This is a genomic window from Arthrobacter sp. FW305-BF8 (genome assembly GCF_021789315.1).
Lineage (GTDB): Bacteria > Actinomycetota > Actinomycetes > Actinomycetales > Micrococcaceae > Arthrobacter.
The window spans coordinates 2046158-2068911 of the sequence record NZ_CP084561.1 but is presented as its reverse complement, the minus strand read 5'-3'; the positions used below and the strand labels follow the sequence as shown (position 1 = coordinate 2068911).

The following is a 22754-nucleotide window of genomic DNA, read 5'->3' as shown; positions in this document are numbered from 1 at the left end:
CTCAGCGCTTGTGCCCGCGGCTGAGCCGGTTCGCAAAAACACCCATGCGGGGACGCGGGTGGGTGGCGGACGGCGTATGCCGCACCGGGGTGGGAGATCCGGTGTTCACCGCGCGAAGGGCCCGGGCAAATAGCTTGGCATCCTGAACCGCCTGCAGTCCGTCCGCCTCGGCGCTGATGCGCAGGACGATGTCCTCCTGGGCGATGGTGCCGCTGTAGCCGTGGTCGGCCTCGCACTGCGGGTCGCCGCAGCTCGCCGGACCCATGTCCAGGCGCTGGCCCCCGGACCAGGCGATGGACAGGGTGACCTCGCGGACGGGGTCCGAAGGCTTGTAGTTCTGCGGCTGGGCGTACATGTAGCTCAGGACCACCGAACGGATCTGCGCCACCGGGACGGACTCCGTGGAAATCTGTGCCACGATCTGCTCGCCCGCCTCGTCGAGCTGCTGGTCATCCACGTGCGTGATCACCAACATGTCCTCGGTCAGGACCAGGACGGTGATGTGCCGGCGGACCTCGGCGCGGTCAAAATGCGTCTCGAGGTGGACCAGGTGTGCAAGGCAGTCCCGGCCGTCGAGGGCGTCATCCACCACGTCGGCTACGAGCAGCGGGTAAAAGCCGGCCTGCTGCAGGGCGCCGTCGAGGCTCTGGCCCTGCACGCTGTGGTTGTGTGAGCTGTGGTGGAAAGCCTGCGGGCTGTGGTCGGGCGCTTGAGGCTTCGAGGTGGGAGGCTGGGAGCTCATTTCCCCATTTTCACAGATCGGTGTGGCACATGCTAACCAGGCGGCTAGCTGCGCATCGCCCGCCGCGCGCTGTCGGTACGCTGCGCAGCGTTGCCGATCCGCACGTCTGCGGCAAGGATGAACGCCCCCTGCGGCGTGGCCAGGACCGGGTTGAACTCCACAAGTGCTATCTCCGGATGCGCGTCCTTGAGCCGTGCCAGCCTGGCCGCCACATCCTCCAGCGCGGAAACGTCCACGGCGGGCAGGCCCTGGTAACCGAACAGCTTCCGGGACGCGCGCGGGCTGCGGATGAGGTCGCGCAGGTCCCCGGCAGACAGCGGCGGGGCCCGGTGCGCCCAGTCATCCAGCAGGTTCACGGCGTCGCCGGCCAGCCCGAAGGACACCACGGGCCCCAGCAGCGGGTCCTCGATGGCGCGCAGGGTACAGGCCTGGCCCACCGGCACCATGGTCTGGACCTCCAGCGACGCCGAGCCGTAGGGCTCCAGCGCCCGGCGCATCTGGAGGATGTTCAGCCGGAGGGAGTCCGCATCCTGGATATCCAGCCGCACCCCACCCAGGTCCAGCCGGTGGCGCAGCGTCGGATCGGTGGTCTTCAGTGCCACCGGCCAGCCCAGCCTGCCGGCCGCCTCCACGGCTTCATCGTCCGTTTCGAAGCCTTCCGAGGGCATGACCCTGATCCCGTAATGCGCCAGTAGGCGGGCCGCGTCGTCCGGACTGAGTTTCTTGAGTTGCTCGCCGCGGACATCGGCCAGCAGGTTTTCGAGGTCGGCGTGCGCGGCGTCAGGATCGCACCCGTCAGGATCCACAAAAAGGCCCTGGTCCCGCTCCGCCCATTCGGCGTACCGCACCACGGCGGACAGGGCGGCCACCGCCGCCCCCGGATTCGAGTAGCACGGCACCGGTGCGGCGCCGGCGCCATCCCCCACCATGCCTTCCACGTACACCGACGGATCGAGGATGCCGGTGAACGCCGCCACCACCGGCTTTCCGGCTTCGGCGGAGGATTCTGCGAGCGCCCCGGCAATCTTCTCCACGGTCAGGCCGCGCGCCGGAAGGAAGGCAACCACTGCGGCGTGGACCGCGTCTTTGGCCAGGACTTCCCGGAGCCGGTCCCGCAGGGCGGGCAGGGCACGGGACATGCCGGCGTCCAGATCCAGCTCCGTCACGAGCTCCTCGACGCCCAGGCCGTGGGACCCGGCGCTGTCCGCCACTACTTTCCCCAGCGCCCCGGAGTTGCTGAAAACCGCCACCCCGGCCCCCTTGGGGAGCGGCTGGGCGGACACGATCTGCGCCACGTCCATGAGCTGTTCGATGGTCTCCACCCGGATCACGCCGGACTGGCGCATCATCGAGTCCAGCGCATCGGCGGGCGCCTGGGTGGTTCGCACGGCATGGCCGGGCGGCAGCTGCAGCCCCATGGAGGTTGACTTGGCCACAATCACGGGCTTGGACCGTGCCAGCCGCCGGGCGATGCGGGAGAACTTGCGAGGGTTGCCGATCGACTCCAGGTACAGTCCCACGGCGGTGGTGTCGGCGTCGTCCTCCCAGAACTGCATCATGTCGTTGCCGGACACATCGGCCCGGTTTCCGGCCGACAGGAACGTTGAGATGCCGGCGCGGCGCCGGCTGGACGCCGCGTACAGCGCCACCCCGATCGCTGCGGACTGGCTGAACAGCCCCAGGCCGCCGCCGAGGGCCAGGCTCGGCGCCATGGAGGCGTTCAGCGACACCGCGGAGTTGGTGTTCACGATACCGAGCGAGGCCGGCCCAATAACCCGCATCCCGTTGGCCCGCGCCTGCCGCACCAGCTCACGCTGCCGGGCAAGGCCCCGCTCCCCGTCCTCGGTGAAACCCGCGGAGGCCACCAGGACCCCCTTGACACCGGCGGCCGCGCATTCATCCACCACCTTGGGGACTTCCTCGTAGGGCACCGCGACGATCGCCAGCTGCACCGGACCGGGCACCTCGGAGAGCTTGCCGAAGGACAGCATGCCGGCGAGCTCGAAGGCTTCGGGGTTGATGGCGTAGACGGGGCCGGTAAAGCCGCCTTCGATGATGTGTTCCAGGAGCTGGTACCCCACGGTCCCCCACCGCCGGCTCGCACCGATCACCGCCACCGACGACGGCGCCAGCAGGTCCTGGACGCTCCTCGCCTCCGCACGGTGTTCCCGGGCTTCCATCACGGCCCGTGATTTGTCCGTGGGGTCGATGTTGAACTCCAGGCTCACCACCCCGTCGTCGAAGTGGCGTTTGACGTCGTACCCGGCGTCGGAGAAGACCATGAGCATCTTGCGGTTCTCGGGCAGGACCTCGGCGCTGAACCGGCGGATCCCGTTTTCGCGGGCCGCCGCCGCGAGGTGCTCCAGCAGGATCGAGCCGATGCCCCGGCCCTGGTGCGCATCTGCGATGTTGAAGGCCACTTCGGCCTCCGCGGGGTCGTCCAGCCGGTCGTACCGGCCGATGCCGATGATGTCCCCGCCGATGGTGATCACGAAGGCCACCCGGTCCCGGTAATCCACCTCGGTGAAGCGCTTGAGCTCGCGGCTGGAGAGCCGCTCCTTGAAGGCGAAGAAGCGCATGTAGATGGAGTTCTGTGACTGCCGCGTGTGGAAGGACTGCACGGCGTCCGCGTCGGTGGGATGGATGGGGCGCAAATGCGCTGTGCCGCCGTCCCTCAGAACGACATCGGCCTCCCAATATTCCGGATATTCGCCGTCCCCGGGCTGATCCACCATAGGCTTAGCCTAGCTAAACCTCCCGAAGTGCACCCCAAAAAGGATCCACCAGCCCCATGGCACGCCGCCAAACACGCACCCCCGCAGGGGAAACAGTCCAGGACTACACCGAAAACATCGTTGATATCGACGTGACTTCCGAGATGGAAGGCTCCTTCCTGGAGTACGCGTACTCGGTCATCTACTCCCGGGCCCTGCCCGACGCCCGGGACGGCCTCAAGCCCGTCCAGCGCCGCATCCTTTACATGATGAGCGACATGGGCCTCCGTCCTGACCGCGGCCACGTCAAGAGCGCCCGCGTGGTGGGTGAGGTCATGGGCAAGCTCCACCCGCACGGCGACACCGCCATCTATGACGCCATGGTGCGCATGGCCCAGGACTTCTCGCTCCGGCTGCCCCTGATCGACGGCCATGGGAACTTCGGCTCGCTCGACGACGGCCCGGCGGCCCCGCGGTACACGGAGGCCCGCCTGGCGGCGGCAGCGCTCACCATGACGGACCACCTCGACGAGGACGTGGTGGACTTCGTCCCCAACTACGACAACCAGCTCACCCAGCCGGAGGTCCTCCCGGCAGCGTTCCCCAACCTGCTGGTGAACGGCACCACCGGCATCGCGGTGGGCATGGCCACGAACATGGCACCGCACAACCTCGTGGAAGTCATCGCCGCCGCCCGGCACCTCATCGCCGAACCGGACGCCACGCTGGAAGACATCATGCGCTTCGTCCCCGGCCCCGACCTGCCCACCGGCGGCCGCATCGTGGGCCTGGACGGAATCCGGGACGCCTACGCCACGGGCCGCGGCTCCTTCAAGACCCGCGCCAAGGTGGAGGTGGAGCAGCTCTCGGCGCGCCGGACCGGCCTCGTGGTCACCGAACTGCCGTACATGGTAGGCCCGGAAAAGGTGATCGAGAAGATCAAGGACGCGGTCAACAGCAAGAAGCTCGCGGGCATCAGCGACGTCGTGGACCTGACCGACCGCAAGCACGGCCTGCGGCTGGTCATCGAGCTGAAGAACGGTTTCAACCCCAACGCCGTGCTCCAGCAGCTCTACCGCTACTCGCCGATGGAGGATTCCTTCGGCATCAACAACGTCACCCTGGTGGACGGGCAGCCGCAGACGCTGGGACTGCTCCAGTTGCTCACCGTCTACGTGGACCACCGCATCTCGGTGGTGCGCCGCCGCACGGTGTTCCGGCTCGGCAAAAAGAAGGACCGCCTCCACCTGGTGGAGGGCCTCCTCATCGCCATCGTGGACATCGACGAGGTCATCCAGATCATCCGGTCCTCGGACGAGGCCTCCGCGGCGCGCGAACGGCTGATGTCCATCTACGACCTCTCCGAAATCCAGGCGAACTACATCCTTGAGCTCCGCCTCCGCCAGCTGACCAAGTACAGCCGGATCGAGCTCGAAAAGGAACAGGACCAGCTTCGCAAGGAGATCGCCGAACTGGAGGCCATCCTCGAATCCGATCAGCTGCTGCGGGAACTGGTGTCCGGCGAACTCGCGGAGATCGCGGAGAAGTACGGCACCCCGCGGCGGACGGTGCTCCTCGAATCCGAGGCCGTGTCCCCGACTGTGGCCAGCGCCGCCGCCGTCGAGGGAAAGGCAGGGGCGAAGGGCAAACCCGCTCCCCTGGCCCTCGAAATCGCGGACGACCCGTGCTGGGCGATCCTCACGGCCTCCGGGCAGATCGCCCGGACCGCCAACCAGGACAGCCTGGCCGAGACCGGACCGCGCTCCAAGCACGACGTGTTCCGCTCGGTGGTCAAGACCTCCGCCCGGGGCGAGATCGCCGCCATCACGTCCCAGGGGCGCATGCTGCGGATCCAGGTGATGGACATGCCCGTCCTGCCGCCGGTCTCGGGCCTGCCGAACCTCGCCGGAGGTGTTCCGGCCAAGGACTTCATTACCCTGCTGAAGGGTGAGACCCTCGTGGCGTTCGCCCCGCTTGATGTGGTGCTGGCGATCGGCACGGGGCAGGGCGTCGTGAAGCGGGTGCAGCCGGACTACCCCCTGAACCGCGAGGACTGGGAAGTTATCACGCTGAAGGACAAGGACACCGTGGTGGGCGTGGCGCCGGCCGGGTCCGACGACGACGACCTGGTGTTCCTGACGCGGCAGGCACAGCTGCTGCGGTTCAGCGCCGCCGTCGTCCGCCCGCAGGGCAGGACGGCCGGGGGCATGGCGGGCATCAAGCTTGCCCCCGGCGACCAGGTGGTGTTCTTCGGTGCGGTCGCCCCCGGCGATGAGGCCGCCGTCGTCGTCACCATTTCCGGCACGGAAGGCGCCCTGCCGGGCACCGCCCCCGGGGCCGCCAAGGTGACGGCCTTTGACGAATACCCGGCCAAGGGCCGCGCTACCGCCGGCGTCCGGGCACACCGGTTCCTGAAGGGTGAGGACACACTGCTGCTGGCGTGGGCCGGCCACGGCCCGGCGAAGGCATCTTCGTCGGCAGGCGTAGCCCGCTCGCTGCCCCAGGAGCACGGCCGGCGCGACGGTTCGGGCATCCCGCTCTCGCAGGCGGTGGATGTGATCGGTCCGAGTATGGCCTGGCCGGAATCCGCCTAGACTACTGCCATGCCTATCGTCCCGGATGAAAAGGACTGGACCTGGGTCCTGTCCCGCCCCTGCAGCCAGTGCGGCTTCGACGCATCCACCGTCACGCCGTCAACGGTTCCCGGCAGCGTCGAAAACATGCTGCCGCGCTGGCGGGCCGTGCTCCGGCGGCCGGACGCCAGCGAGCGCCCGGACAGCAGTACCTGGTCCGTGCTGGAGTACGCCTGCCACGTCAGGGATGTGTTCAGCCTCTTCGACCGCCGTCTCAACCTGATGCTCACGGTAGACGACGCCCAGTTTGAGAACTGGGACCAGGACCGGACCGCTGTGGAGGGCGACTACGCGAATGCAGACCCGGCCGTGGTGAGCGCCGAGCTCACCACGGAGGGCCAGCAGGTTGCGTCCTCCTTCGCCAGGGTGCAGGAGTCGCAGTGGGGCCGGACAGGGCTGCGCAGCAACGGCTCGGAGTTCACCGTCCTGACGCTCGCACAGTATTTCCTGCACGACGTCGTCCATCACCTTGCGGACGTGGACGGCTGACCCGAGTCAGTCCTGCTAAAGGACCTTGTCCCACGCGAGGCTGGTGTTGACCGGAGCGTAGCCCATCTTGCGGTACAGCGCCATGGCACCGGTGGGGTTCTCGGAGTCCACGTCCAGCGACGCCTTGTCGAGGCCGGCGGCGGCGAAGCGCCGCATGGCGTCGGCCAGAAGCGCCTGGGCTATGCCGCGCCCGCGGAACTCCCGGCGAACACCGAGCAGGTCCGTGTAGCCCTCGCTGAACCCGCGCGCCGCCGTGTTGTCCGGGTCGTAGCTGGCCAGCTGGTAGCCGGCGATCTCACCAGTGCGGCTCTCCAGCACGACGGCGCTGAGGTCGGGCCGGGCCAGGGGGTCGTTGACCACGAAGCCCCATGACTCCTCGTCCCGTGGTTCGCTGCCCCAGTGGTCGGCGAAGACCTGGTTGTGCGCCAATCGCAGGGCTTCGCTCAGCCCGGGTTCCATGGGCACCAGTTCCAGCCCATGGTCCAGGGGTGCTTCGGGCAGCGGAGCCGACAGCGGCCGGTGCATCTCGTTGTAGTAGCGGACCACCTCATACCCGGACTCCTGCAGGAGCACGCACTGGTGCTGCTGCTTCTGCTCGGTGAAAAGCCGCAGCCGTGGCGCCGGCCCGGCATCGTCTGGAAGCGCGCCTGCATCTTCCGCGAACCGCTGCCTTGTCCGGACCTCCAGCCAGGACAGCAGGGCTGTGCCCACACCGCGGCGCTGCCGCTGCGGGTCCACGGCACAGAATCCGTGCGCCTTGGCCCCGTCCTTGTTCTTGGTGAGACGGGCGTAGGCCCGGGGGACGCCGTCGGAGTCCAGGCCCAGTACCGTGTTCGTCCCCACCGGGTTGTTCTTGGACTCCATGATCTGTTCCAGGTCCGCCCGCCGTTCAAACCACACCGGCTCCTCGACAGCGGCGGTGCGGGCGATCAGCGCAGCCCACGCGTCCAGATCCGCAGGGCTCGCGCTTCGCCATTGCAGTTCCGGAAAGTCGACGGCGGGCAGACCGGCTGAACCGTCCGCTGTCAGGCCAGAGGCGTCCGTGTGCGTCATGGGAACAGGCTAGCCGCCGGGAAGAGGCCGCGCCATCATTGCCTGACGCTGCCTGGCATTCCTGACGCTGCGCCACGGGAAGGCTTAGGCTGGGGCAATCACCGAATCACCGAATCACCGAATCACCGAATCACCGGCCAGCGTTCCCTGAAAGGCACAGCATGCTTCTACTCTTCGGGTTCAAGACGGTCCAGAAGCTGCTCCCCGGCCGTACAGCGTCCTGCCGGTACTGCGGCGTGTTCGCCCACCAGCATCTGGAGGAGCGCGCCACGAAATTCACGCTGTTCTTCATCCCGGTTTTCACGACGTCCCGCTCGTACCGGGTCACCTGCTCGAACTGTGGCGCCACGTCCGTGGTCAACAGCCGGCAGAAACAGGCACTGGTGGGCTAGGGAGGAATCCGGAATGGTACTGACAACCGTGGCGGCCGGCGTGCATCGCATCTCGGAAGCATTCGTCAACTTTTACGTCGTTGAGGGCGAGGACGGGCTCACAGTGGTGGACTCGGGTCTGCCTGCCATGTGGGACACGCTTCGGAGCTCGGTCCAGGCAATGGGGCATGACCTTGGCGATATCAGGGCGCTGGTGCTGACCCACGCCCATTTCGACCACCTCGGACTGGCCAGCCGCCTCAATGCCGAGTATCAGGTTCCGGTGTGGGTGCACACCGGGGACTCATACATCGCCCGTCATCCCTACCGGTACCGGCACGAGAAATCGCGTTTTATCTTTTCCCTCACGCACCCTACGGGCCTGCCGGTACTTTTCAGCATGGTCAGGGCTGGCGCTTTGCGTGTGCACGGTGTCAGCAACCTGACGCCCATGCCCGTCACCGGCGCTCTTCCCGTTCCGGGTGCCCCCGAAGTGGTGTTCTCCCCCGGCCACACCAGCGGGCACTGCGGCCTCTTTCTGCGGGACCGCAACCTTCTCTTCAGCGGTGACGCCCTGGTAACCCTGGATCCCTACACGGGCCGGAAGGGGCCGCGCATCGTGGCAGGAGCTGCCACCGCCAACAGCGCCCAGAACCTTGAAACCCTCAGCCAACTCGCCCAGACCGGGGCATCCCTGGTGCTGCCGGGACACGGCGAGCCCTGGGCCGGGGGAATCGAAGAAGCCGTTGCAATCGCAAGGTCAAACGGACCCGCCTGACGCCATCGCCGCGGCGGCGAGCCGGTGTTCGGGGCAAAGGTCCAGGAGCGCGTCGTCGGGGCTGATGTCGGCCGGGTTATGGGTCACCAGCACCACGGTGCGCGACGCAAGTCCGGCACGCAGGTCCGCAATGAGCGCCCGGCCGGATGCGGCGTCGAGGTGTGCCGTTGGCTCGTCCAGGAGGATCACGTCGGCCTGTGTCATGAGCGTGCGCGCGACCGCCAAACGCTGCCGTTCCCCGCCGCTGAGGAATGCCCCGCCTGGGCCGATGCGGGTATCCAGTCCGTCTTCCAGCCGCGCCAGCAGGGGCGCAAGCCCAACCGCCGCGAGCGCTTCGCGCATCGCCTGTTCGGTCTCCGCAGCGGACCCGGCGCCGGGCTCCTGCCGCTTGCCGAGCAGCAGGTTCCCGCGGACCGTGGAGTCGAAGAGGTGCGCCTCCTGCGGGCACCACGCCGCGGTACCCGTCACCGCGATGCGGCCTGCCCGGGCAGGGAGAAAGCCCAGCATCACTGCCAGTAGCGTGGACTTGCCGGCACCGGACGGGCCAGTCACCGCCAGCCAGCGGCCGGGCTCAGCCACGGCGGACAGATCGGTGAAGACAGTCCCGCCTCCGGGCCACGCGGCCGACAATCCATCCAGTTCAACGCCCGGCTGCCCGAATTTCCGGGAGCCGGGCCGGGAAGGCTGCCCGGTGTTGTTGCCAACAGCGGTGTTGTTGTCATAAGCGGCATCCTTGCCAGCGCCGGGGTCTCCCGGTTGCAGCACGCCCGACTCTCCGATGCGGCGCAGGACCGCACGCAATGCCGGAAACTGCCGTACCGCCGTCGTCATGGCCCCAAAGGGTTCGGCGAGCGCCAACTGCAGAAGGACGACGACGCCAACAGTGGTCGCCGGAAGGGAACCCGACAGCACCTGGGGAGCCGCCAGCACGGCGCTGTAGAGGGCGGCCGCGCCGCACGCGGCCACGGTCAGTGCCTGGCCGAGGCCTTCAGCCCACGCGGAACGCCTGGCTGCGCCGGTAGCGTCCCGGTCCAGCGCACGGATGCCGTCCAGAACCGGCCGCTTCGCGCCGTTTGCGTGCAGTTCTGCCCTGGCATCGAGTGCCGCGGCCACCCGCCGCAGGACCCCGGAGCGCAGCCGCTGTTCGGCCTGGGCCGACATCCGGTCGGCTAGCAGCGCCGCGGCCGGGGCGGCCACCAGGCTCACCAGGGCGGCGGCGAGTACTGCCGGCAGCGCCGCGGGAAGCAGCCAGCCCACCGTGCCGGCAGCAGCTGCGGCCACCGCCACTGCGGTAACCGGCGGAAGCACCACCCGCGGGAGCAGGTCCCGGACGGTGTCGACGTCATCGATGACGGCGCCCAGCACGTTGCCGCCCTGCAGCAGCCGGCGCAGGGACAGTGCGCGCTGGCTGAGGGATGCCCAGAGTCCGCCGCGGAGCTTCGTCAGTGAGGCAAACACGGCTTCATGCAGGAGGAGCCGCTCGCAGTAGCGCAGAACGGCGCGGCCGATCCCGAAGAAGCGGACACCCACGATGGCGGTCAGGAGGTACATGATGGGCGGCTGCTCACTGGCGCGCAGGATGAGCCATCCTGACAGTCCGGAAAGCGCGACGGCGAAAAGGGCGGCCAGGGCGCCGACGAACCCGGAGGCAGCGAACCGTCCGCGGACGGGCGCGAGCAGCCGGGCGAGCATCCCGGCCACGTGGCCGGAGCCGGGTTGCGCCCCGGCCGCAGGTACGCCGGGCGCCGCAGTTCCGGCCTCCACCCGGGCGGCGCCCCCGCCGTTGGCCGAAACACTGGGATCGGCGGCGCTGGGAACGCCGGCGCCGGCCGAACCATGGGCGCTGGCCAGGATTTCAACAGCGGGCGCAGCAGGTGCCGCCGCTCCTCGGCCGGACAGCGGCACGATGTGGTCCGCGAGTTCCCTCGTCTGGCGGTCGTGGGCCACCAGGATGACGGTGGCCCGGCCGCGCAGCGAACGGATTGCGTCGTGGACACGGTTGGCCGAATCCCGGTCGAGGTGGGCCGTGGGCTCATCCAGAAGCAATACCGTGGCTCCCGCCTCGATGCGGGCCAGGCCGCGGGCCAGGGCCACGCGTCGCAGCTCGCCCGGGCTCAGTTCGGCCGGATGCTTGTCCGCCAGGTGGTCCGCACCGACGGCCGCCAGGCAGCGGAGCACTCCCCTGGCGTGTGCTTCGTCGGCGGCGGCCGCTGCACCGGTCGCTGCTGTGCCGGCCGTAACAGTCCCGGCCGTCAGGTACAGCAGGACTTCACCGCGGACAGTGTCAGCCACCATCACCGGGTGCTGCGGCACCCAGGCCACATGCCCTGCCGCGAATCCTTCAACAGTGCCGGAGACCGCGGTACCGCTTCCGGTTCCGACCGTGCCCGCGAGAACGGCCAGCACCGTGCTCTTGCCCGCCCCGCTGCGGCCGTCCAACGCGGTGACCAGTCCGGCCGGCGCCGTAAAGCTGAGAGGGCCGACGGCGGGACCCTGCCTTCCTAGATAGCTGACCGTGAGGTCCCGGACTGTCAGGCTGCCCGGGCCCGCCGCACCTGCGGCCTCCACGCCGACCGGTTCTGCCGGGGCCGGAACGGGCACGAGCCGCCGGGGCTCCGGCGCTTCCAGCACCGCCGTGGTTTCGGCAAGGGCGGCCCGGCCGTCGTCGCTCGCGTGGTGTGCGGTTCCCAGCTCCCGCAGGGGAAGGTAGCAGTCAGGGGCGAGGATGAGGGCAAGCAGCCCGGCCTCCAGCGCCATGTCGCCGTGGACGAGCCGGACGCCGATGAACACCGCCACCACGGCAACGGAGATGGTGGCAATCAGTTCCAGTGCGAGGGCGGAGAGGAACGCCGTCCTCAGGGTCCCCATGGTCCGCTGCCGGTAGTCCTCGGAAATGTCCTCCAGGGCGCGGCGCTGGGCGGCGGCGCGGCCCAGTCCCACCAGCACCGGCAGGCCCTTGGCGAGTTCGAGCATGTGCCCGGAGAGCCGGGACAGGGCGGCCTGCGCATCCAGCACCTTGTCCTCCGTGTAGCGGCCGATCAGCACCATGAACACGGGGACCAGAGGCACCGTCAGCACGATCACCACTGCGCTGACCCAGTCGGCGAAAAGGATCCGGGCGCCGAGCAGCAGCGGTATGGCCGCGCAGTTCACCAGTGCCGGGAGGTACTGCGTGTAGTAGCTGTCCAGGGCGTCCAGGCCGCGCGTCGCAAGTACCGCCAGGCCGCCGTCGGCAGGGCCGGCGGACCGGACGCCGTTGCGCAGTGCCGTCTCCAGGAGTTCCGCGCGCAGCTCCTCCTTGACGCCCAGGGCGGCGCGCCGTGCGGCGACGCCCTGGGCCCAGACCGTCACAGACCGCAGCACCACGCCTGCCGCGCCCCAGCCCAGCTGGTCAGCCCACGCGGCGTCCTGCGTCATGAGGCCGGCCAGCACCGAGGCGACGGCCTGGCCCAGGAGTACCAGGGACAGGGCCTTCAGAGCAGCCAGCAGGCCCAGTCCGTAAAGGGCACGGCGGGTGGAGGGTCCGGACGGGAACTGGGGTTTCACTGCGGGTCAGTCTTTCCTGATGAATGCTTTGGCGGCGACCGCGGGCAGGAAGCTGTGCGCCTCCGGGATGTGGGCGGCGCTGACGCGGCGGCGGAACACCCAGTACGTCCACGCCTGGTAGGCGATCACCAGCGGGAGCCCGACGCACGCCACGATGCTCATCAGACCGAGGGTGTAGTCCGAGGACGAGGCGTTGGCGATGGTGAGGTTGAACGCGGGGTCGATGGTGGACGGGAGGACCACCGGGAACACAGCCCCGAAGATGGAAGCGGAGCCGCCCAGCAGGAACACACCCGTCGCCAGGAAGGCCCGGCCTTCGTTTCCCTTCCGGGCCTGGGCCCAGGCCACAGCCGCGGCAATCACGGCCACCGCGAGGACAACCAGCGTCCAGGCTTCACCGCGGAGGACCTGCACGCCGATGGCCCAGCCCGCCATCGGAAGGAGCAGGACAGGAAGCAGCCGCACAAACCACTGCCGGGCGCGGTGCCGCACGTCGCCGTCGGTCTTCAGTGCCAGGAACGCCAGGGCGTGCAGCAGGGCAAAGCAGACCACCGCCAGGCCTCCCAGCACGGCGTACCAGCTGAACCAGGCGAACGGGCCACCGTCGCGGTCGCCGTTGGCGTCCAGCGGCAGTCCGGTGGTGGTCAGGCCCAGCGCGGCGCCAACGCCGAAGGCGGCCAGGAAGGACCCGACGGCGATCGCCCAGTCCCAGGTGTTCCGCCAGCGGTCGGTGTCCACCTTCCCGCGGTACTCGAACGCCACCGCGCGGAAGATCAGCGCGACCAGGACCAGCAGCAGCGGCAGGTACAGGGCGGAAAACAGGGAGGCGTACCAGAACGGGAAGGCCGCGAAGGTGGCGCCGGCGGCGGTAAGAAGCCAGACTTCGTTTCCGTCCCAGACCGGGCCGATGGTGTTGAGGAGCACCCGGCGTTCGGTGTTGTTGCGGGCAAAGATCTTCATCAGCATCCCGACCCCAAGGTCGAACCCCTCCAGGAAGAGGTAGCCGGTCCACAGGACGGCGATGGCAATGAACCAGATGGTTGGCAGCAGTTCCATGCTTTGTATCCTCGGTCTAAATAGGCTCGGGTCTTAGTAGGCGAAGGCCAGGACGTCGTCGGAGGTTCCGGGCTTGTCCGGTCCGCCGCGGGGTGTGGCGTCCTCGTTCTCGTCCACCGGCGCGTGGACCAGTTCGGGCATAGCCGAGGCCACGCCGCCCCGGACGTACTTCACGAGGAGCTTCACCTCCACCACGAGGAGCACCGCGTAGATCAGGGTGAGGACAATGAGGGACGTCAGGATTTCGCCGGCGGAAACCCCTGGCGAAACAGCCGCGGCCGTGAACATGAACACTTGGTCGATGCCGTTGAGGTCGGGGTTGGGGGCCACCACGAAGGGCTGGCGGCCCATTTCCGTGAAGATCCAGCCCGCGGCGTTGGCACCGAAGGGAGCCAGGATGCCGAACACGGCCAGCCGCATCAGCCAGCGCGACTCGGGAACGGTCCCCTTGCGGGTCAGCCAGAGTGCCACCAGGGCGGCGAGGGCAGCCAGGCCGCCGAACCCGATCATGGCCCGGAAGCCCCAGTAGGTGACCTCCATGACCGGCACGTACTCGATCTCCTGGCCGGCGCGGTCGCCGTAGATGGGGTTGTCAGGAAGGTGCGTGCCGTAGTCGGACTTGTACTGGTCCAGCAGGCTGTTGACGCCCTTGACCTCGGTGGTGAAGTCGCCCTTGGCGAGGTAGGAGAGGATGCCCGGCACCTCGATCAGCGCCACGATGTCATCGCAGTTGCGGGAGCCGACGTTGCCGACGCTCAGGACGGAGAATCCCGTACCGTCGTGGCAGGCGGCCTCGGCGGCGGCCATCTTCATGGGCTGCTGCTCGAACATCAGCTTGCCCTGCAGGTCTCCGGTGAGGGCAGTTCCGGCAAAGGAGATCATGGCGACCACGGCGCCGATCCGCAGAGACTTGATCCACACCGTGTAGTCGGTGCGGTCGCGGCCCGGGATCGCGGCCTCACCGGCAATGACCTTGCCGTCGGCCCCGACGGTGTCGATGCCGTCGCGGCGCCGGCGCCAGAGGTGGTACCAGGCGATGCCCAGCAGGAATCCGCCGGCCACGGCAAGGGCACCGAAGAGCGTGTGCGGCACGGCCACCAGCGCGGTGTTGTTGGTGAAGACGGCCCAGGCGTCGGTCATGACCGGGCGGCCGTCAATCATCGTGACGCCGACGGGGTGCTGCATCCAGCTGTTGGCCACGATGATGAAGTACGCGGAGAAAAACGAGCCCACCACGGCGATCCAGAGGCACGCGAGGTGGACGCCCTGCTTGAGCTGTTTCCAGCCGAAGATCCACAGGCCCAAGAAGGTCGACTCGACGAAGAAGGCGAGGAGTGCCTCAAGGGCCAGTGGTGCACCGAAGACGTCGCCCACGAACCGGCTGTACTCGCTCCAGGCCATGCCGAACTGGAACTCCTGGACGATGCCCGTGGCCACGCCCATGATGAAATTGATGAGGAAGAGCTTCCCCCAGAACTTGGTCATGCGCAGATAGGCCGGATTCCCGGTGCGGTGCCAGGTCGTCTGCATCACTGCGACCACTAGGCCCAGGCCGATTGTCAGCGGCACCATCATGAAGTGGTAGACGGTGGTGATTCCGAATTGCCAGCGTGCGATTTCCAAGGCGTCCAAGGCGGTCCCTACTTACGGTTGGGTCTAGCTCTCCAGCGTTGTTTTCTACGCAACGTAGAACTTCAACTTCTACAGAGTGTAGAACAAGGCGCGAACACTGTAAACACGGTTGCGTGCGCATCGGAGGAACGCAATCGCCCTCGACGCGCCGATCTTTCTACCTCATGTAGAAAGAAACGGCCAAACGCGATAGATTTGAAGTTGCAGTATTGGAATCACGGCACGGGCCGGGCTGCCGGCCCCTGCCAGTGCGTTGTCAAAAGGATGTACAGATGGCAAGTCTTGGGGAACTCGAACGCGCAGTCATGGACCTGCTCTGGGCGGGCCATGAAGCAGCCACGGCCAACACGCTGCGGGACCTGCTTGCGCAGAGCACGGCAGCGCATGGCGGAGCAGCTGGGCACGAGGGCAAGGACCTGGCGGTAACCACCGTACTCACGGTCCTTTCGCGTCTCGAAAAGAAGGGCCTCGTGGAACGCGAACGCGGCACCCGGCCGCACCGCTACCAGGCTGTGTCCAGCCGCGAAGACCACACCGCCGAACTCATGCACGAAGTGCTGGGATCCGCCCCGGACCGCGAGGCCGTGCTGGCCCGGTTCATCGGATCCGTGACGGAGAGTGAAGCCGAGACCCTGCGCAAACTGCTTGGCCACAGCTAACACCTGATGTTCTGGACCTCATATTTCCTGGCGGTCCTGGCGATAGTACTGGCCTGGCCGGTACCTATCCTTCTTTCGCGCGCCCACTGGCCGGCGCGCGACCCTTTCACGGCTATGGTGCTGTGGCAGGCCATCGGCCTTGCCGGCGGGCTGTCCATGATCGGCGCCATGCTGGTGTACGGTCTCGAACCCGTTGGCGACAACCTCCTGGCAGGGCTGCGCGCGCTGGCAGGCATGGTGCTGTTTGCAGCGCCCACCACCGCGCTGGGATTCTGGCATCTATTCGCGCTTTCCGCGGCGGCGCTACTGACAGCGCACCTCGTCTTCACGCTGCTGCTGACCTATTACAAGATTGAGCGCCAGCGCAGGCGCCACCGCGAGCTGCTGGCCCTCCTGGCATCGCCGTCCGACGACGGGCCCGGCACGGTGGTCATCAACCACGATTCCCCGGTGGCCTACTGCCTGCCAGGTGGCGCCCGCTCCGTGACGGTGCTCTCTGACGGGCTTATGGCGGCCCTTGAACCGGCGGAGCTGCGTGCCGTCCTGATCCATGAAAACGCGCACCTGACCCAGCGCCACCACCTGCTGCTGTGGGCGTTCGCTGCCTGGCGCCAGGCACTGCCGTGGCTGCCCACCACACGCCTCGCCCAGGAAGCCGTGAACTCCCTGATTGAGATGCTGGCGGACGACGTCGCCCTCAAGACGGAGAGCAAGGCGACTTTGATCAAAGCGATAGCCATCGTCGCCAGCGGTTCGGCAGCACCCCAGGGGGCCGCCGTCGTCGAACCAGCTGGCTTTGCGGCGGCAAGCCTGCAGCTGCCGGATGGTGCCGGCGGCGCCGGCCCGGCAAGTACGACGGCGACACGCGTCAGCCGCCTTCTCTCACCCCGGCCGCCGCTGGCCGGCGGCCTCCGCGCAGCCGTTCTTGCCGTGTGCGCGCTGCTGCTGGCGATGCCCACCGCCCTGCTGATCGTTCCCGGCCTGCTGGGCTGAGCCGGCGCTGCCTCGGGCTGAGCCGGCCTCTGGCCGAACCGGCGCTGGGCGCCGAGTCTCAGGCGTCGATGCGTTCGCGGTCCAGGCTGGACGCACCGGCGATGATGAAGTCCTTGCGCGGCGCGACATCCGACCCCATCAGGAGGTCGAAGGTGGCTTCCGCCTGCTGGGCGTTCTCGATGTTCACCTTGCGGAGCATGCGGTGCCGGGGGTCCATGGTGGTCTCCGCCAACTGCTCGGCGTCCATCTCGCCAAGGCCCTTGTAGCGCTGGATGGGTTCCTTGTACTTCCTGCCCTCGGCGGCGAGCTTCGCCAGCAGGGTGTGCAGTTCAGCCTCGGAATAGGTGTAAACCATCTCGTTGGCCTTTTGGCCGGCGTTGATGACTTCCACCCGGTGCAGCGGCGGGACGGCCGCGAAGACCCGGCCCTCCTCCACCATGGGCCGCATGTAGCGGAAGAACAGGGTGAGCAGCAGCGTGCGGATGTGTGCGCCGTCGACGTCGGCATCGGTCATCAGGATGACCTTCCCGTAGCGCGCTGCCTCGATCGCGAAGCTGCGTCCAGAGCCGGCCCCGACCACCTGGATGAGGGCCGCGCACTCTGCGTTGGAGAGCATGTCGCCCACGGAGGCCTTCTGGACGTTGAGGATCTTGCCGCGGATCGGCAGCAGTGCCTGGAAGTCGGAGGAGCGCGCCAGTTTGGCGGTGCCGAGAGCCGAGTCGCCCTCCACGATGAACAGTTCGGAGCGGGCAACGTCGTCGGTGCGGCAGTCAGCCAGCTTAGTGGGCATCGACGACGTCTCGAGCGCGGTCTTCCGGCGCTGCGTTTCTTTGTGCACGCGGGCGGAGATGCGCGACTTCATCTCGCTGACGATCTTTTCCAACAGCAGCGCCGACTGGGCCTTGTCGTTGCGGTTGGAGGAGTTAAGCTTGGCCGCGATCTCCTTCTCCACCACCCGGGCCACGATGGCCTTGACCGCAGAGGTGCCGAGGATTTCCTTCGTCTGGCCCTCGAACTGCGGCTCGGCGAGGCGCACGGTCAGGACGGCCGTGAGCCCGGCGAAGATGTCGTCTTTCTCGATCTTGTCGTTGCCGGCCTTCAGTTTCCGCGCGTTGGCTTCCACGGTCTTCCGAAAGGTCTTCACGAGGGCCTGCTCGAAGCCGGCCTGGTGGGTGCCGCCCTTCGGCGTGGAGATGATGTTTACGAAGCTGCGGACAGTGGTGTCGTAGCCGATCCCCCAGCGCAGTGCGACGTCCACTTCGCAGTCGCGTTCAACTTCCGCAATCTTGCTGTGGCCCTTCTCATCCAGCACGGGGACTGTTTCCTTGAACTTGCCTGCGCCGTGCAGGCGCCAGACGTCCGTGACCCCGGAGTCTGCGGCGAGGAATTCCACGAACTCGGAGATGCCGCCGTCGTGGTGGAACACTTCCTCGTGCGCTCCCAGTTCACCGGGCGTGCCGGGGAGCTTGCGCTCATCCCGGACGGTGATCTTCAGGCCGGGCACCAGGAAGGAGGTTTGACGGGCCCGGGCGGTGAGTTCCTCGTAGGAGAACCGGGCGTCCGCGGTGAAGATCTGTGTGTCCGCCCAGTAGCGGATACGCGTTCCGGTGACTCCGCGCTTCGCCTTGCCGACGACGTCGAGGACAGAGTCTTCGACGAACGGAGCGAAGGTGGCAATGGGGTTGGGCCGGCCGTTGTCGTTGAAGCGGCCGGGCTCCCCCCGACGGAATGACATCCTGTAGGTCTTGCCGCCGCGGTCCACCTCCGCGTCGAGACGTGCGGAGAGCGCGTTGACGACGGAGGCCCCGACGCCGTGCAGGCCGCCGGAGGCGGTGTAGGAGCCGCCGCCGAACTTGCCGCCCGCGTGCAGTTTGGTGAAGACCACCTCGACGCCGGTGAGGCCGGTCTTTGGTTCGACGTCGACGGGAATGCCGCGGCCGTCGTCGTGGATCTCTACGGAGTTGTCCGCGTGCAGGATGATTCTGATGTCGTGGCCGAAGCCGGCCAGCGCCTCGTCGACGGAGTTGTCAATGATTTCCCAAAGGCAGTGCATGAGGCCGCGGGAGTCCGTGGATCCGATGTACATGCCGGGGCGTTTGCGCACGGCCTCCAGCCCCTCCAGCACCGAAAGGTGGCGGGCGGTGTAATCAGAACTCGGTGCCACAGGTAGTGAACTCCTTTGAGGAACAGGCCGGATCGGCGTTAAAAGGCTCCCTCTAGCCTAGTCCCGCTGCCGCCAAACGCCTGACTGCCACTCCCGACACGGGGCCGAACTGCGGGGGTTCGTTACGCACACGTGATACGCGGACAGCGAAAGTGACCCATCCTTGCCATGGAATGGCTGCGAATGCTGGTTATATAGATGTACAGATCTACTAAGGAGGCCGACATGACAACAGCAGTTGCCGACCGCACGCTAACCGCAGCTGACCGGTGTGACCGTTGCGGAGCGCAGGCATACGTCCGGGTTGTACTCGAGTCCTCCGGAGGTGAGCTGCTCTTCTGCGCCCACCATTCACGCGCCGTCGAAGCGACCCTTAGGCCGCTGAGCTCCGACTGGCACGATGAGACGGACCGGCTGCACGAAAAGGCACCGGTTCCGGTCGACTAGACAACAAAGCTCAAAGCCAGGGCCCCCCGCGCGGGGGTCCTGGCTTTTTCTTTGCCTGGCGCTGCCCGATTATTCTTCCGCGGCCCCGGAGCACTTGAATGTCAGTCCCCCTCATCAGACTGTATCTATGAATGGATTTGGGGAATCGGAGCAGGCTCTGGCGGCCGTTACCGGCGCCGGCACTCTGCTGGCTGCCGCGTTCCCTGGCGCCGCGGTTCTCCACGCCGACCCGTACAACGGGCTTCCGTATGACGATGACCTCGGCGCCGCGTATCCGGCATCCTTTCCGGAGGATCCGTTTCCAGAGGTTCTGTTTGCCGACCGCCCCTTCGACGAGGACCTCTTTGACGGCAGTGCTTTTCACGACGTCTCTTTCCACGACAGCGTTTCCTCGAGCGCTGCTGCCTCGGGCTGGTTTCTCCCGGCAGCTGACCTCACCGCCGACAATGCCGGGCTGATCGACCAAGTCCGAGCCTACGAGAACATCAAGTGCTGGGCCGCCGGGCAACAGGCACGGCTTTCTGTGACCTTCGAGGCCCGGCTCCGCCAGAAATCCACCGACCGGCCGCCACTGGCCGCCGAGGACCTGGGCAAGGACCGCGGCAAAGACCAGGGCCTGGGCGCGGCCGAGCAGATCGCGCTGGCCCGGGGCGAATCCCCAAACCGCGGGCACCGGCTCCTCGGCACCGCAAAAGCCCTGACACAGATGCCCCACACCCTGGCCGCGCTGGACACCGGGCAGCTGAACGAAGAGCGGGTCATCCACATCGCGAAAGAGACCGCCTGTCTGAGTCCGGCGGACCGGACTGCCGTCGACGAAGAACTAGCCGCCGACACCGGCACTTTCGTTGGTGCCGGCACCCGGACCGTCATCGCCGCTGTCCGCGCGGCCGCCATCCGCAGAGACCACCGCTCCGTGGCCCAACGCGCAAGCCATGCCGCCTCGGAGCGCAGGGTCAGCCTGCGCCCGGCACCCGACTGCATGACCTACCTGACTGCGCTGCTGCCCGTCCACGAAGGCGTCGCCGTCCTCGCGGCACTGACCCGGCACGCCGACTCGCTCCGGGCCGGCGGAGACCCGCGCTCCCACGACCAGATCAAAGCCGACACCCTGGTCGAATGGACCACCGGCACGCCCGGAGGCATCACCGGCATCGAACTCAACCTCGTCATGACCGACCGCACCCTCTTGCAGGGCGACAGCGAACCCGCCCGGATCCCCGGCTACGGCACCGTCCCCGGAGACTGGGCCCGGAACCTGGTGACCACCGAACAGCCCAAGGGAGTTGAGGAGCTCAAGACCTGGGTCCGGCGGCTCTACACCGCACCCGGGACCGGCGACCTGGTGGCCATGGACTCGCGGCGGCGTCTCTTCCCGGCACCACTGCGCCGCTTCATCCAACTCCGCGACGACACCTGCCGCACCCCCTTCTGCGACGCCCCAATCCGCCACCACGACCACATCATCCCCTGGCACAGCGACGGCCCCACCACCCTGGCCAACGGCGCGGGCCTGTGCGAAGCCTGCAACCACACCAAAGAACTCCCCGGCTGGAAAGCCCAACCCAGGCCAGGACCGAGGCAGACCATCGAAATCACCACACCCACGGGTCACACCTACCGCTCCACCGCGCCTCCGCTGCCGGGTACCCGGTTACCTGGAAGCGGACTATCGGGAAGCTGTCCGGATGGAATCAGTCACCATGGGTCCAGCGATCCTTGAAGCAGTTAACCGGAACGGTCGGGGTGCGCCGCCCCGGCCGGCTGGCCAGGAGACCGGTGGACGGTGACCGGTGGCCAACTGGCGGGCGACCGGAAATTTTTACGGTGACTGGGTACTTTACGGTGACTGGGTACTTTATCGAGAGCTGCCGATACGCGACACGGGGTCATAGCTAAGCCGCTAGCACGGTCTCATGGTAGACGAGGTCCGGGGGCCAGCGCCCACCCGCGCCGGGGGCTTGTGTGCCGCAACACGACCGCCGACGTACGTCCATGTTCATCGCGTCTCTGGTCCCGCGTTCCAACAATGGGACACCCGGGTACGACAAAGGCCAGGCCTGCCGCCGATTTCCGACGGAAGGCCTGGCCTTTGTTCGCGTGTACTAGCCCAGCGTTTCCTAGTCCAGGTAGTCCCGAAGGACCTGCGACCGGGACGGGTGGCGGAGCTTGGACATGGTCTTGGATTCGATCTGACGGATGCGCTCACGGGTAACGCCGTAGACCTTGCCGATTTCGTCTAAAGTCTTCGGCTGGCCATCCGTGAGGCCGAACCGCATGGCCACAACACCGGCTTCGCGCTCGGACAGGGTGTCCAGCACGGAGTGCAGCTGTTCCTGCAGCAGGGTGAAGCTCACGGCGTCGGCCGGTACCACGGCTTCGGAGTCCTCGATCAGGTCGCCGAACTCGGAGTCGCCGTCCTCGCCAAGCGGGGTGTGCAGCGAAATAGGCTCGCGGCCGTACTTCTGGACCTCGACGACCTTCTCGGGGGTCATGTCGAGCTCGAGCGCCAGCTCTTCGGGCGTGGGTTCGCGGCCCAGGTCCTGCAGCATCTGGCGCTGGACACGAGCCAGCTTGTTGATGACTTCCACCATGTGCACCGGAATACGGATGGTGCGGGCCTGGTCCGCCATGGCGCGGGTGATGGCCTGGCGGATCCACCAAGTGGCGTAGGTGGAGAACTTGAAGCCCTTGGTGTAGTCGAACTTCTCGACGGCACGGATAAGGCCGAGGTTGCCTTCCTGGATGAGGTCCAGGAACAGCATGCCGCGACCGGTGTAGCGCTTGGCCAGTGACACCACGAGGCGGAGGTTGGCCTCGAGAAGGTGGTTCTTGGCGCGCTTGCCGTCATGGATGATGAACTCAAGCTCGCGCTTGTACTTCGGGTCCATGGAGCCGTCGTCGGCGGCGATCTTCTCTTCGGCGAACAGGCCGGCCTCAATGCGGAGCGCGAGGTCAACTTCCTGTTCGGCGTTCAGGAGGGCTACCTTGCCGATCTGCTTCAGGTAGTCCTTGACGGGGTCGGCGGTGGCGCCTGCCGACATGACCTGCTGGACAGGTGCGTCGTCGTCATCGGCGTCAGAGTAAACGAATCCCGAACCCGTAGGCGCTGCGGCTTCCTTGCCGGCCTCGTCGGGTTCATCGACCAGATCAGCGGTGTCGGGCTGCGCGTCGTCGAGGTCCTCCTCGACTTCAGCGTCGTCATCGGTTGAGCGGCTTCCGGCAGCTTCGGCCGCAGCCTTGGCTCCGGGCTTGGGTCCGCGCTTCTTGGGCTCGGGCTTCCCAGCGGCACGGGTGGCGCCACGCTTGGCGCTGGATGCCGCCGGCTTCTCCTCGGCAGTTTCAACGGCCAGGGCGGCGGGTTCCTTCTTCGCGGAAGACGGGGTCACAGAAAACCTTTCTAGCGGCGGTCTGTGGAGTCACCTTCGGGCAACACCACTATGACCCTGTCAAGTCCGTGATTCACATCAGATGCAT

At 67.4% G+C, this 22754-nt stretch carries 16 protein-coding genes; 8 read left to right on the top strand and 8 right to left on the bottom strand.

The window, feature by feature from the left end; genetic code table 11:
• Position 1: 1 nt before the first annotated feature.
• Positions 2-742, bottom strand: a complete 741-nt coding sequence (locus tag LFT45_RS09180) for a DUF5998 family protein (RefSeq protein ID WP_236808031.1) — start codon at positions 740-742, stop codon at positions 2-4.
• Between the two features lie 44 nt (positions 743-786).
• Positions 787-3477, bottom strand: a complete 2691-nt coding sequence (locus LFT45_RS09175; protein WP_236808030.1) for a bifunctional acetate--CoA ligase family protein/GNAT family N-acetyltransferase — start codon at positions 3475-3477, stop codon at positions 787-789.
• A 56-nt stretch (positions 3478-3533) separates the two neighbouring features.
• On the opposite strand from LFT45_RS09175, the gene LFT45_RS09170 reads away from it, so the two are divergent.
• Both LFT45_RS09170 and LFT45_RS09165 read left to right on the top strand, forming a co-directional pair.
• A complete protein-coding gene (locus LFT45_RS09170; RefSeq protein WP_236808029.1) occupies positions 3534-6050 on the top strand; it encodes a DNA gyrase/topoisomerase IV subunit A in 2517 nt (838 codons plus the stop codon).
• 9 nt (positions 6051-6059) lie between these two features.
• Positions 6060-6578 (top strand): DinB family protein, encoded by a 519-nt coding sequence (locus tag LFT45_RS09165; RefSeq protein WP_236808028.1) that lies wholly within the window; start codon positions 6060-6062, stop codon positions 6576-6578.
• A gap of 15 nt (positions 6579-6593) precedes the next feature.
• Here the strand turns inward: LFT45_RS09165 and LFT45_RS09160 are convergent, their stop codons facing one another.
• Positions 6594-7631, bottom strand: a complete 1038-nt coding sequence (locus LFT45_RS09160; protein ID WP_236808027.1) for a GNAT family N-acetyltransferase — start codon at positions 7629-7631, stop codon at positions 6594-6596.
• A gap of 161 nt (positions 7632-7792) precedes the next feature.
• Between LFT45_RS09160 and LFT45_RS09155 the strand changes: the two genes are divergently transcribed.
• Together LFT45_RS09155 and LFT45_RS09150 are read left to right on the top strand one after the other, a co-directional pair.
• Positions 7793-8023: a zinc-ribbon domain-containing protein gene (locus tag LFT45_RS09155; RefSeq protein ID WP_236808026.1), complete on the top strand. Its 231-nt coding sequence runs from the start codon at positions 7793-7795 to the stop codon at positions 8021-8023.
• A 13-nt stretch (positions 8024-8036) separates the two neighbouring features.
• Positions 8037-8780 carry an MBL fold metallo-hydrolase gene (locus LFT45_RS09150; protein WP_236808025.1) on the top strand — a complete coding sequence of 248 codons (744 nt, stop codon included), beginning with the start codon at positions 8037-8039 and terminating at the stop codon, positions 8778-8780.
• Here LFT45_RS09150 and cydD read toward each other — a convergent pair.
• Genes cydD through LFT45_RS09135 form a run of 3 tightly spaced genes read right to left on the bottom strand, consistent with a single transcriptional unit; the run spans position 8763 to position 15014 of the window.
• Positions 8763-12326 (bottom strand): thiol reductant ABC exporter subunit CydD, encoded by a 3564-nt coding sequence (gene cydD / locus LFT45_RS09145; RefSeq protein WP_236808024.1) that lies wholly within the window; start codon positions 12324-12326, stop codon positions 8763-8765. The two genes, LFT45_RS09150 and cydD, sit on opposite strands and share 18 nt — an antisense overlap.
• 6 nt (positions 12327-12332) lie before the next feature.
• Positions 12333-13382 carry a cytochrome d ubiquinol oxidase subunit II gene (cydB, locus tag LFT45_RS09140; RefSeq protein ID WP_236808023.1) on the bottom strand — a complete coding sequence of 350 codons (1050 nt, stop codon included), beginning with the start codon at positions 13380-13382 and terminating at the stop codon, positions 12333-12335.
• A gap of 33 nt (positions 13383-13415) precedes the next feature.
• On the bottom strand, positions 13416-15014 hold the full coding sequence (locus LFT45_RS09135; protein ID WP_236808022.1) for a cytochrome ubiquinol oxidase subunit I: 1599 nt from the start codon (positions 15012-15014) through the stop codon (positions 13416-13418).
• 272 nt (positions 15015-15286) lie between these two features.
• Here LFT45_RS09135 and LFT45_RS09130 point away from each other — a divergent pair, with 272 nt between their 5' ends.
• Together LFT45_RS09130 and LFT45_RS09125 are read left to right on the top strand one after the other, a co-directional pair.
• A complete protein-coding gene (locus LFT45_RS09130) occupies positions 15287-15673 on the top strand; it encodes a BlaI/MecI/CopY family transcriptional regulator (protein ID WP_190603345.1) in 387 nt (128 codons plus the stop codon).
• A 6-nt stretch (positions 15674-15679) separates the two neighbouring features.
• Positions 15680-16666 carry a M56 family metallopeptidase gene (locus LFT45_RS09125; RefSeq protein WP_236808021.1) on the top strand — a complete coding sequence of 329 codons (987 nt, stop codon included), beginning with the start codon at positions 15680-15682 and terminating at the stop codon, positions 16664-16666.
• A 58-nt stretch (positions 16667-16724) separates the two neighbouring features.
• Here LFT45_RS09125 and LFT45_RS09120 read toward each other — a convergent pair whose 3' ends face one another.
• Entirely contained in the window at positions 16725-18830 is a 2106-nt protein-coding gene (locus tag LFT45_RS09120) for a DNA gyrase/topoisomerase IV subunit B (protein ID WP_236808019.1), read from the bottom strand.
• A 225-nt stretch (positions 18831-19055) separates the two neighbouring features.
• Here LFT45_RS09120 and LFT45_RS09115 point away from each other — a divergent pair, with 225 nt between their 5' ends.
• Positions 19056-19277 carry a DUF7455 domain-containing protein gene (locus LFT45_RS09115; RefSeq protein WP_111903465.1) on the top strand — a complete coding sequence of 74 codons (222 nt, stop codon included), beginning with the start codon at positions 19056-19058 and terminating at the stop codon, positions 19275-19277.
• A 127-nt stretch (positions 19278-19404) separates the two neighbouring features.
• Entirely contained in the window at positions 19405-21000 is a 1596-nt protein-coding gene (locus tag LFT45_RS23480) for an HNH endonuclease (protein WP_442863612.1), read from the top strand.
• Between the two features lie 397 nt (positions 21001-21397).
• Here the strand turns inward: LFT45_RS23480 and LFT45_RS09100 are convergent, their stop codons facing one another.
• A complete protein-coding gene (locus LFT45_RS09100) occupies positions 21398-22666 on the bottom strand; it encodes an RNA polymerase sigma factor (RefSeq protein WP_236808018.1) in 1269 nt (422 codons plus the stop codon).
• Positions 22667-22754: the final 88 nt, after the last annotated feature.

What these genes read in the sequence shown, in the direction of transcription:
- LFT45_RS09150 (WP_236808025.1), top strand. Translation starts at nt 8,037, where the DNA reads ATGGTACTGACAACCGTGGCGGCCGGCGTGCATCGCATCTCGGAAGCA.
- LFT45_RS09175 (WP_236808030.1), bottom strand. Translation starts at nt 3,477, where the DNA reads ATGGTGGATCAGCCCGGGGACGGCGAATATCCGGAATATTGGGAGGCC.
- LFT45_RS09165 (WP_236808028.1), top strand. Translation starts at nt 6,060, where the DNA reads ATGCCTATCGTCCCGGATGAAAAGGACTGGACCTGGGTCCTGTCCCGC.
- LFT45_RS09160 (WP_236808027.1), bottom strand. Translation starts at nt 7,631, where the DNA reads ATGACGCACACGGACGCCTCTGGCCTGACAGCGGACGGTTCAGCCGGT.
- LFT45_RS23480 (WP_442863612.1), top strand. Translation starts at nt 19,405, where the DNA reads ATGAATGGATTTGGGGAATCGGAGCAGGCTCTGGCGGCCGTTACCGGC.
- LFT45_RS09130 (WP_190603345.1), top strand. Translation starts at nt 15,287, where the DNA reads ATGGCAAGTCTTGGGGAACTCGAACGCGCAGTCATGGACCTGCTCTGG.
- LFT45_RS09180 (WP_236808031.1), bottom strand. Translation starts at nt 742, where the DNA reads ATGAGCTCCCAGCCTCCCACCTCGAAGCCTCAAGCGCCCGACCACAGC.
- LFT45_RS09115 (WP_111903465.1), top strand. Translation starts at nt 19,056, where the DNA reads ATGACAACAGCAGTTGCCGACCGCACGCTAACCGCAGCTGACCGGTGT.
- LFT45_RS09170 (WP_236808029.1), top strand. Translation starts at nt 3,534, where the DNA reads ATGGCACGCCGCCAAACACGCACCCCCGCAGGGGAAACAGTCCAGGAC.
- LFT45_RS09155 (WP_236808026.1), top strand. Translation starts at nt 7,793, where the DNA reads ATGCTTCTACTCTTCGGGTTCAAGACGGTCCAGAAGCTGCTCCCCGGC.
- cydB (WP_236808023.1), bottom strand. Translation starts at nt 13,382, where the DNA reads ATGGAACTGCTGCCAACCATCTGGTTCATTGCCATCGCCGTCCTGTGG.
- LFT45_RS09125 (WP_236808021.1), top strand. Translation starts at nt 15,680, where the DNA reads ATGTTCTGGACCTCATATTTCCTGGCGGTCCTGGCGATAGTACTGGCC.